Origin of the sequence: Coprococcus sp. ART55/1 (genome assembly GCF_000210595.1) — a bacterium.
GTDB classification, from domain to species: domain Bacteria; phylum Bacillota; class Clostridia; order Lachnospirales; family Lachnospiraceae; genus Coprococcus; species Coprococcus aceti.
On record NC_021018.1, the window covers coordinates 68,625 to 79,350 of the forward strand.

Consider the following 10,726-nt stretch of genomic DNA (forward strand, 5'->3'; position numbering starts at 1 on the left):
GCCTCTTTATCACCAGGGTTCATATCCGGGTGGTATTTTTTTGCTACCACTCGGTATGCCCTTTTGATCTCGGCTTCAGAGGCTCCCTTGGTTACACCAAGGACTTCATAATAATCGGTCTTTGTCTCTGCCATAGCCTTTACCTTTCATCCTCTATATATTAAACCTCTGTGAAATCTCCATCTACAACATCGCCATCTGAGTAATCAGGTGTGCCTGCACCTGTTCCTGCGTTTGCTCCAGGACCGTTCTGCTCATAGAGCTTTGAGAACAGGTTCTGTGCGCTCTCCATCAGCTTATCCTTTGCAGCCTTGATCTTATCTACATCTGCATCGCTCATATTCTCTGCATCTGTGCTGTCTATTGCTGCTCTTAAGGAGTCAAGATCTGCCTTTACGCCAGCCTTGTCAGAATCTGAAAGCTTATCTCCTACCTCGCCGAGTGCCTTCTCTGTCTGGAATGCAAGTGCATCTGCCTCATTTCTTGCCTCGATGCCTTCCTTACGCTTCTTATCCTGAGCCTCGTACTCTGCTGCTTCCTTAACTGCTCTATCGATATCATCATCTGAAAGTGATGTTCCTGATGTGATAGTAATGTGCTGCTCTCTTCCTGTTCCGAGATCCTTTGCTGATACATTTACGATACCATTTGCATCGATATCGAATGTAACCTCGATCTGTGGAACTCCACGTCTTGCTGGAGCGATACCATCAAGTCTGAATCTGCCAAGACTCTTGTTGTCCTTTGCGAACTGTCTCTCACCCTGTACTACGTTGATATCAACGGCATCCTGATTATCCTGTGCTGTTGAGAAGATCTGGCTCTTCTTTGTAGGGATTGTTGTATTTCTCTCGATAAGGTGAGTAGCTATACCACCCATTGTCTCGATTGAAAGTGTAAGTGGTGTAACATCCAGAAGAAGGATCTCGCCTGCACCGGCATCTCCGGCAAGCTTACCACCCTGGATACAAGCACCGATAGCAACACACTCATCAGGGTTGATTCCCTTGAATGGCTCCTTACCTGTAAGTCTCTTAACCTCTTCCTGTACTGCTATGATACGGGTTGAACCACCGACAAGAAGTACCTTGTCAAGGTCTGCTGCTGTAAGTCCTGCATCAGCAAGTGCTGTGTTAACAGGGCCCTTTGTTCTGTCTACAAGATCTGCTGTAAGCTCATCGAACTTAGCTCTTGTAAGGTTCATATCGAAATGCTTTGGTCCATCCTGGTTTGCTGTGATGAAAGGAAGGTTGATGTTGGTTGTTGTAGCTGATGACAGCTCCTTCTTTGCCTTCTCTGCTGCTTCCTTTAATCTCTGCATAGCCATCTTATCGCCTGAAAGGTCGATGCCCTCTGCCTTCTTGAATTCATCAAGCATATACTGTGTAATTGCGTTATCGAAGTCATCACCACCGAGCTTGTTATCGCCGGCTGTTGCAAGAACCTCGATGACACCCTCACCGATCTCAATGATAGATACATCGAATGTACCACCACCTAAATCGTAAACCATGATTCTCTGCTCCTGCTCGTTGTCAAGACCATATGAAAGAGCTGCTGCTGTAGGCTCGTTGATGATACGCTTTACATCAAGACCTGCGATCTTACCGGCATCCTTTGTTGCCTGTCTCTGTCCATCTGAGAAGTAAGCAGGAACTGTGATAACTGCCTCTGTAACCTTCTCTCCTAAGTATCCCTCTGCATCTGACTTCAGCTTCTGAAGGATCATTGCTGAAATCTCCTGTGGTGAATACTTCTTGCCATCTATCTCTACTCTGTAATCTGATCCCATGTGACGCTTGATAGATGAAATTGTCTTATCTGCATTTGTAACTGCCTGACGCTTTGCAGGCTCACCTACTACTCTCTCTCCTGTCTTCAGGAAACCTACTACTGAAGGTGTTGTTCTCATACCCTCTGAGTTAGCTATAACTACAGGCTTACCACCTTCCATAACTGCTACACATGAATTTGTTGTACCTAAGTCAATACCTATAATCTTACCCATTGTCTTTTCCTCCTAGAAAAAAAATTTACAATATTAAGAAATCTCCCACTCCGTGGGTCCTTCTTATGAAGTTTAATTTGCTACCTTTACCATGCTAAATCTGAGCACCTGATCCTTGTACATGTAACCCTTCTGCATCTCTTCAACGATTACATTCTCTTCGTAGTTGTCATCCTCTACATGCATCACTGCATTGTGGAATGTAGGATCAAACTGTTCCCCGGCGCAATCCATAGGCTTTACACCTATGCTTTCCAATGACGTCATAAGCTGCTTATATATATTTGCAACTCCCGACTCGAATGGTCTGTCCTTATCCTCATCAGGAATGGCTGCCATTGCTCTCTCAAAATTGTCTACCACAGGAAGGAGCTTCTCAAGAACTCCCTTTGCACCTATGTCGTACAATTTGCCTGACTCTTTTTCATTTCTCTGGCGGATGTTCTCACACTCCGCAAGAAGTCTTGTGTACTTTGTCTCTGCATCCTTGCAGCGTTCCTTGAGCTTCTCGTTCTCCTCACGGAGAGCCTTGCCTCCACGTCTGTTCTCCTTTGCAACATGCTGTGGCTTTGCAGCCTCTGCCTGCTCCTCCGGAACGTCAACGGTCTCATCGACCTTGACTTCTGACTCAACGCCATCCTTTATCTCTGCTGAAGCATCTCCAACTATGGTCTCGGCTGCTGTCTGCTCTGTCTTAACCTTCTTGTCGGATGCAGTACTGTTATTGCTATCAGCCATTACATATCCTCCTATTCATCGTTATAATCTTATCTGTCTATCCATTGTTGTTAAATATGTCATCAAGCTCTCCGGTGAGTTCCTTGAGCATGCTCACAACTTTCTTGTAATCCATCCTCTTCGGTCCGATTATTCCTATCGTTCCTTTTGCGCCCTCCGGCATCTTGTATGTTGCTGTTACAAGGGAGCAGTCCTTCAGGTTTTCATCGCTGTTCTCCTGTCCTATCAGGATCTGTATGTCGCTGTCCTGCTGGATCACATCCTCCACATGTTTTGCAAATTCTTCTTTGTCCTCTATGTCTTCCAGTGTTCCGAGCAGCTTCTCTGCGGATGACGTGTTCGCCAACTCAGGGTACTTGAGTACATTCGTTGCTCCACTGGTATAAACCTTGAGATCATCGGCCTCATGGATCGCCTCCATGATTCCCTGGAATATCGTCTCAAGGATCTCTGCATATTCACCTGCCTGAACCTTCATGGTCTGTATAAGTTCAAGATTGATATCCTGAAGTGCCGCGCCCTGAAGGAAGGTATTTAGCAGAATATTAAATTTTAAAATATCTTCATTCTTCAGGCTGTACGTCGTCTTGATCAGCTTATTCTTGACTATATTGCCATCAACCATGATGACCGCCAGCAATGTGGTCTCATCAACCTGTGACAACTGGATGAACTTTACTGTGTTGTTGTACTGTGGCATCGTAACCAGTGTTGCGTACTGAGTGTTAGTCGCAAGCACCTTTGCCACCTGCTTGAGAAGCTTCTCAAGCTTATCAACTCTCTGCAGCAGATTCTCTCTCTCTGTCTGATTCTCTGCTTTCTCTTCATTCCTGTCTGCCATGATGCTGTCAACATAAAACCTGTAACCTGCATCCGTCGGAACTCTTCCTGCCGATGCATGTGGCTGGCATATAAAACCCATGTCCTCAAGATCTGACATCTCATTTCTTATGGTAGCCGGGCTGACATTCATGTCGGCCAGCTTGGAAATGGTTCTCGATCCAACGGGCTCTCCAGTCTCCAGGTAATTCGAAACGATCGCTTTTAGAATTCTGACTTTTCTCTCGTCAAGTTCCATACTCTCATTCCTTTTTGCTTTTAGTCTTATTAGCACTCAACATATCCGAGTGCTAACCACTAAACATAATCTAACACCGCCGCCCCCTTTTGTCAACAAAATAACGAATGTTTTTGTGTTTTTTTATTGTTTTGAAGGACGGTCGTGCCAGTATTATTCTATTAAGAAGTCCGCCAGGATCGTGTTGCTTACGTCGATGCCTTTTTTTGTGAGGCGGATCAGGCCGTGGTCATCTTCGAGGTGGCCGGTGGACTTGTATTTATCTATGACGGAGCCGTATATGTCGTAGATGGAGTGTCCAAAGTAGTCGTTGAATTTTTCTGCACTCACACCGGATATCATACGCAGGCCGAGGAACATATATTCCTCCATCAGCCTGTCTGCGTCAAGTTCTTCTTCCACATTGCGCATGTGTTCTATTATATCTCTTGCCTTACCCGAATTTGCGACGTGATCTCCGAATGTCATGAGCTCCCTGTGTCTTGCCATGCCGTCTATGTAGTCTTCCAGACTGGATGTGTTGGTGTAGCGTCTGCCGTACAGGAAGGACGCTGCTCCGATTCCGATTCCTATGTATTCCCCGAGGGTCCAGTAGACTATGTTATGTCTGCACTCGTAGCCAGCTTTGGCGTAATTGGATATCTCGTATCTGTGGTAGCCGCCGGTGCCTAAGAGCTTATTTGTTATGTCGTACATCTGCCTGTCCACGTCCTCATCCGGGATCTGTGACAGCAGGTTCTCATCTGCTGCCAGAGGAGTTCCGTCCTCCACTATGAGGCTGTAGGACGATATGTGCTCCGGCTTACACCTTAATACCTTGTCAAGGGTGTCCAGATATGACCTCATGGTCTGTCCCGGTATGTCTGACATCAGGTCTATATTTATATTGCGAAATCCGGCCTCCCTAGCCATGTCAAATGCGGCGAGGAACTGGTCATAATTGTGTATCCTGCCCAGAGCTTCCAGCTCATTTTTCTGTGCGGACTGAAGGCCTATGCTCATCCTGTTTATGCCATTTGCTATATATTCTGCTGCCTTACGGCTGGTCAGGGTGCCCGGATTTACCTCTATGCTTATCTCCGCATCCTCTGCGACATCGAACAGCTTCCTCACCGTCGTCATTACAAGTGTGATCTCGTCCGGCTCCAGTATGGATGGGGTTCCGCCTCCTATGTATATTGTCCTGACCTTGTGGGTCTCCGCCAAATACGAGTAGCTTTTCAGCTCCTCGCACAGGGCTTCGATGTATTTCTCACGGTACACTCCATATCCCGACATGCAGGCTGCCCCCACCGGAAATGACAGGAAGTCGCAGTATGCACATTTCTTCACACAGAATGGGATATGTATGTATATGCTGAGCGGCTTCTTCTCATATGACTCTAAAACTTCGTCATTATTTGCATCGCCGAAATCCCGATCTGAATTTTCGGTATTTATTATATCTATCATTAGTATCCTTCCTTTTTATTTCAAATATCGTCACCGCATGAAAAAAGCCGCTACTAAGAATGCTCCTGTCAGAATGCTCTCATTAACGGCTTTTCTACGATTCTATTATTTCTTATTTAATATAACCGTGTCACTGTGTTCCCGGTCTTTTCTATTCCTCATCAAGCTTCAGGACAGACATAAATGCCTTCTGTGGTATCTCCACATTGCCCACCTGTCTCATTCGCTTCTTTCCTTCCTTCTGCTTTTCAAGGAGCTTTCTCTTTCTGGATATATCTCCGCCGTAGCACTTGGCAAGGACATCCTTTCTCATGGCCTTGACTGTCTCGCGGGCTATTACCTTGCCGCCTATGGCCGCCTGGATCGGGATCTCGAACAGATGTCTCGGGATCTCGTCCTTGAGCTTCTCGCACATCTTTCTGCCCCTTTCATACGCTGTATCCTTGTGTATGATAAATGAGAGTGCATCGACCTCTTCCTTATTGATAAGGATGTCCAGCTTCACAAGCTCTGAGCGGACATAGCCCTTCATCTCATAGTCAAATGAAGCATAGCCCCTTGAACGCGACTTAAGTGCATCAAAGAAATCGTATATGATCTCGTTCAGTGGGAGGTCGTACTTGAGAAGCGCTCTTGTCTCCTCCATGTACTCCATGCTCTTGTACACGCCTCGTCTCTCCTGGCAGAGCTGCATGATGGCACCCACATACTCTGTTGTGACCATGATCTCCGCATCGACAAATGGCTCCTCCATGTACTCTATGGTGGATGGATCCGGCAGATTCGACGGATTGGTGAGCTCTATCACATTCCCATCTGTGGTATGTACCTTATATACAACGCCTGGCGCTGTGGTTACCAGATCAAGATTGAACTCCCTCTCCAGTCGCTCCTGAACTATCTCAAGGTGAAGCAGTCCAAGGAAACCACATCGGAAACCAAAGCCCAGTGCTATGGATGTCTCCGGCTCAAAGCTGAGCGCCGCATCATTTAACTGAAGTTTCTCAAGGGCATCCCTGAGATCCGGATACTTTGCTCCATCCGCAGGATAGAGTCCGCAGTATACCATAGGCTGTGCCTTCTTGTATCCAGGAAGTGCCTCGTCACATGGCCTGTCCGCCTGTGTGACTGTATCTCCCACTGTGGTATCCTGTACATTCTTAAGGCTGGCTGTTATGTAACCAACCATACCGGCTGACAGCTCATCACATGGGACAAATCTTCCCGCTCCAAATATTCCGACCTCAACCACCTCAGCCTCAGCTCCGGTGGCCATCATCCTTATGGTGGTTCCCTTCTTCACGCAGCCGTCAAATAATCGGCAGAATATGATAACTCCCTTGTAGGAGTCATACAGACTGTCGAATATAAGTGCCTTGAGTGGAGCCTCAGGGTCACCGTGCGGTGCCGGCACCTTCTTCACGACCTGTTCAAGCACTTCTTCTATATTAATTCCATTCTTTGCCGATATCCTTGGGGCATCCTGTGCCTCTATTCCAATGACATCCTCGATCTCGTTCACGACCCTCTCCGGATCTGCTGACGGAAGGTCTATCTTGTTGATGACCGGCATGACATCAAGGTCATGATCCAGCGCCAGGTATACATTCGCCAGGGTCTGCGCCTCTATGCCCTGTGCGGCATCAACCACAAGTATGGCTCCCTCACAGGCTGCCAGACTTCGAGATACCTCATAATTGAAATCCACATGTCCCGGAGTGTCTATGAGATTGAATATGTACTCCTGTCCATCATTGGCATTGTACACGATCCTGACACACTGTGCCTTGATGGTGATTCCACGCTCCCTCTCAAGATCCATATTGTCAAGAACCTGATTCTGCATCTCCCTGCTGGTCAGAGTTCCGGTCTTCTCTATGATCCTGTCGGCAAGTGTTGATTTACCGTGATCTATATGCGCTATTATACAGAAATTTCTTATCTTTGACTGGTCTAAATGCTCCATGTTTTCACATCCTTATCTATGTCCCGCGCCTTGTATGTGCAGGCTCTTTTATTCTTATACTTGTCTTACTCGCATTTGACGTTAATATAACATGTATGAGCATATAACTGCAAGTGCCAATATGCCACTTAATCCTCACTTCAGAAGCACCTTTGCAAGCATTGCGGCAAATGGTTCGATTGCGTTGTATTCCTCCTCCACCGTGTTAGTCTGTGCGCCTATCTCAGCCAGCATGGCGTGCGGCATGAGATCCATGTTGTACCGGCTCGTACTTATGTATATCTTGCGCATCATGTCGCCGTAATTTGCCCTGCCCGCCAGATAGGTCTGAAGTGCAAATGCCATGTTGTCGACCTTGTTGTCATTGCTCCAATAGTCCACATCGTTGCCATCCTCGTCACGGCACATGCCATTTAACAGCATGATCTGTGCTGTGGGCTTTCCATCCACATCTGTAACCAGATGTGTGTCATCCGGCACACCATCCCTGTGGAGATCTATGATGACCTCTATCTCAGGATTGTCCTTAAGTATCTGTGACACACCTTCCCTCGAATAATCATAGGAAGCGTTCCTGTCAAGAACCCCTGTCATCATGTCATATGCCGTGGTGTCGTGGTACACCGGTATGCCATATGTATCCGTGAGTATCTCCGCCAGGCGGTTGCCAAGTCCTATCACCGTATCGTCCACCTCGCCCGGTCTTGAGTCCGCAAATGCCTCGGAGCTGTGGGTATGATATATCAGAACTTTGTATCCGCCCGTGTCCATATCCAGCGACAGATCTTTGCCGAGCAGATTTTCCGCATCCAGCTCGTCTTTTTTTACGCACTTAGGGTATGTGGCGTTATAACAATATGAAAGGAGTGTATCTGCGTCCATACCTATATAAGAGCTCATTATATCCGCCATGGCCGACACAGTCCTGGCATCAGCGGATCTCTGCGCAGCTTCTGTGGTCTCAGTGCTGGCAGGCGCAGAAGTCTCTGAAGTCTCCGCCTGCGATGATGCCTCACCTTCGGAATCCGCATCCTCCGTCTGGTATGTCCTGCCCTCCTCGCACACCTCCCTGACCTGGGATTCCCAGTAATCCATGTAACAGTACACATCCGGCTCAGCCGCACCGGGGCTGTATATACTCTCGCCTGTTTCACCCGAAGAACTGCCATATATCCCGCTATACACCAGCTTCCACACATCATCAGTTATCCCGGTCTTTATCAATATCCCCGCGCACACCAGAATCACCCACGCAAGTATATACACAGTCTTCGTATGAAGCTTTCTGTCCGACATACATTTCCACCCCTTTTGAATATGCTATGGTCTCTGTTATCCATTATTCAAATATATGAGTGTACGTGCCAAATGATTCCCTGTATTTTTCTCTACATCGCTATGGCATTTATCGCCTCAGATATCGTAAAGCTGATGCGGCGCACTAGCTCGTCTATATTTTTCGGGGTCACGAACATATCCGCCATATCCTCGTCCAGAAGATTGCACGCTATCTGGTATCTCTGCTTCTCCGTGAACTCCCTCATGATCCTGCGCCCGTAGGTCTCGTTAAATGCATCAGCCACCTCATCCAGCGAATCGTCTATGATGGATGGAACGGAGATGACTGTCGGAACACCGACTGCGATCACGCGTCTGCCAAGGTTGTCTGAGCTCAGTGTCTTTCTGTTGTTGCCGACACCGGAGCCGGGGCTTATACCTGTATCCGTGAGCTGGATGGTGCATCCGAGTCTCTTGCTGCTTCTGGCCGCCAGGGCGTCTATTGCAACCACGATCTCCACGTCTATCTCATCGCATATTCCCCTGACTATATCCACAGTCTCTATTCCGGTCTGTGCCATGACTCCCGGACATATGGCACTCATGACCAGATCTGGCTTTCCCGGAGTGTCCAGGTGCCTTGTCACATACAGATTGTCTATGACCAGCGGGCCTATGGAATCCGGGGTGACCTGCCTGTTGCCAAGTCCGACCACCAGTATATTTCCCGCATGCCCCATGAGCTCCCTGAGTCTGCCCTCAAGCTCCGCCCTCAGAGGTTCATGTATGGACTCCTCATATTCCTTAAGCTTGGAACACTCTATCGTTATATATTGTCCCTTTGCCTTTCCCAGATTTTTCTCCCCTATCTCATCCAGCACCGTTATGGTGGTGGTCTTGATGCTCCTGTCCTCATTCACCACCGTCTTCACCTTGACCCCAGGCATATTTCTCCTGTCGGCTACATTTTCTCTGAGCTCTATCGCAAGATCCGTACGTATCTCCCTGTTCATATGCGTCCTCCTTACATAACCCATTACATGTATAATAAAATACCCCGGCGGATGCATTTTTATGTATCCGCCGGGGCATTCCACGGTAAATCTTACATTACCTTGCCAAGTATTCTGTTGATCACTTCAGGATATCCGCACACCCTGAGGACAGGTGGCTCCCACTCCAGGGATGCCGTCTGATAAAAGCATGTCGACACACCGACTTCTATTCCGCCCTCCATCTCCGATGATCTTACGATCCTTCCAAATTTCTTCTTGTCCTTAACAAGTCCCCAGGCGGCTTTGTTGATGGTAAATTCCACCACCGGGTAGCCTCCCACATATCCTGTCACCTTTGCGTCGTCCACATATGACAGCTCGTCCTTCCAGTATTCAACCGCTTCGTCTATTGATGCAAACATATATCTTCTCCTGTTTATTCTGCACTTTTTTATATTTATTATGCTTTTGAATCATACCGTTGTCAATTTACTCTTTCTGATTTTTTCGTTCACGTTTATTAATTTTTGTTTTGTTGCAATATTTTTTTCTTTATTATTATACTGTTATTTGATATACTAATTTGAAGTGTATATTAACGGCAGTAGTCTGCCCTTATTTAGAATTTACTTTTACAATTAAATAGCGGGGATCTATCCCCCAGGTTTTAAGGAGGTCTTTTTATGGATTTTACTAAGAAGGGAGCGGTGAAGGCTCAGAAGGAGCTGGTATCCAAGCTTCCAAGAAACCGGCGTAAGCTTAACATTTCTGTGTTTAAGATTATACTGGTGCTGGTGCTCGCCATTGTGATAGTCGGTGTCGGAGCCGGATTTGGTGCCCTCAAGGGTATTCTGGATGATACGCCGAACATCAACGCTGACGCTCTCATACCTAAGGGATACAAGACAACTCTTGTATACCAGAATGGAAAGGAGATCACGACACTTGCCAATTCCAACTCCAACCGAGAGTATGTGTATTACGACTCTATTCCTGAGGATCTTGTGAATGCATTTGTCGCTATAGAGGACAGACGTTTCTGGGAGCACAACGGAATCGATGTACAGGGTATCGCCAGAGCATTTATAAAGGGTCTCAAAAGCGGAGACTTCGATGAGGGTGCTTCCACTCTTACACAGCAGCTCATCAAGAACAACGTGTTCAACGTCGGACTGAATGAGTCAACTTTCCTGGATAAGCTTGAGCGTAAG

At 47.1% G+C, this 10,726-nt stretch carries 10 protein-coding genes; 1 reads left to right on the forward strand and 9 read right to left on the reverse strand.

The window, feature by feature from the left end; translation table 11 throughout:
- The 9 genes from CCU_RS00305 to CCU_RS00345 form a co-directional block, all read right to left on the reverse strand.
- Positions 1-134, reverse strand: a 134-nt coding sequence (locus CCU_RS00305) for a DnaJ domain-containing protein (RefSeq protein WP_208896322.1), incomplete at its 3' end; no start/stop codon positions are given.
- A gap of 26 nt (positions 135-160) precedes the next feature.
- The gene (gene dnaK, locus CCU_RS00310; protein WP_015533135.1) at positions 161-2,008 is read right to left on the reverse strand and encodes a molecular chaperone DnaK; all 1,848 of its coding nucleotides are present in this window, start codon (positions 2,006-2,008) and stop codon (positions 161-163) included.
- Positions 2,009-2,080: 72 nt separating this feature from the next.
- A complete protein-coding gene (gene grpE / locus CCU_RS00315) occupies positions 2,081-2,746 on the reverse strand; it encodes a nucleotide exchange factor GrpE (protein WP_015533136.1) in 666 nt (221 codons plus the stop codon).
- 37 nt (positions 2,747-2,783) lie between these two features.
- Positions 2,784-3,824, reverse strand: a complete 1,041-nt coding sequence (hrcA, locus tag CCU_RS00320) for a heat-inducible transcriptional repressor HrcA (protein ID WP_015533137.1) — start codon at positions 3,822-3,824, stop codon at positions 2,784-2,786.
- 153 nt (positions 3,825-3,977) lie between these two features.
- Positions 3,978-5,276, reverse strand: coding sequence for a radical SAM family heme chaperone HemW (gene hemW, locus CCU_RS00325; protein WP_015533138.1), 1,299 nt, complete (start codon positions 5,274-5,276; stop codon positions 3,978-3,980).
- 151 nt (positions 5,277-5,427) lie between these two features.
- The gene (lepA, locus tag CCU_RS00330) at positions 5,428-7,242 is read right to left on the reverse strand and encodes a translation elongation factor 4 (protein ID WP_015533139.1); all 1,815 of its coding nucleotides are present in this window, start codon (positions 7,240-7,242) and stop codon (positions 5,428-5,430) included.
- Positions 7,243-7,377: 135 nt separating this feature from the next.
- A complete protein-coding gene (locus CCU_RS00335) occupies positions 7,378-8,538 on the reverse strand; it encodes a stage II sporulation protein P (protein ID WP_015533140.1) in 1,161 nt (386 codons plus the stop codon).
- A 92-nt stretch (positions 8,539-8,630) separates the two neighbouring features.
- Entirely contained in the window at positions 8,631-9,533 is a 903-nt protein-coding gene (gene gpr / locus CCU_RS00340; protein WP_015533141.1) for a GPR endopeptidase, read from the reverse strand.
- Positions 9,534-9,625: 92 nt separating this feature from the next.
- Positions 9,626-9,937, reverse strand: coding sequence for a hypothetical protein (locus tag CCU_RS00345; RefSeq protein WP_015533142.1), 312 nt, complete (start codon positions 9,935-9,937; stop codon positions 9,626-9,628).
- Positions 9,938-10,198: 261 nt separating this feature from the next.
- On the opposite strand from CCU_RS00345, the gene CCU_RS00350 reads away from it, so the two are divergent.
- On the forward strand, positions 10,199-10,726 hold a 528-nt coding region (locus CCU_RS00350), incomplete at its 3' end, for a biosynthetic peptidoglycan transglycosylase (RefSeq protein ID WP_208895860.1).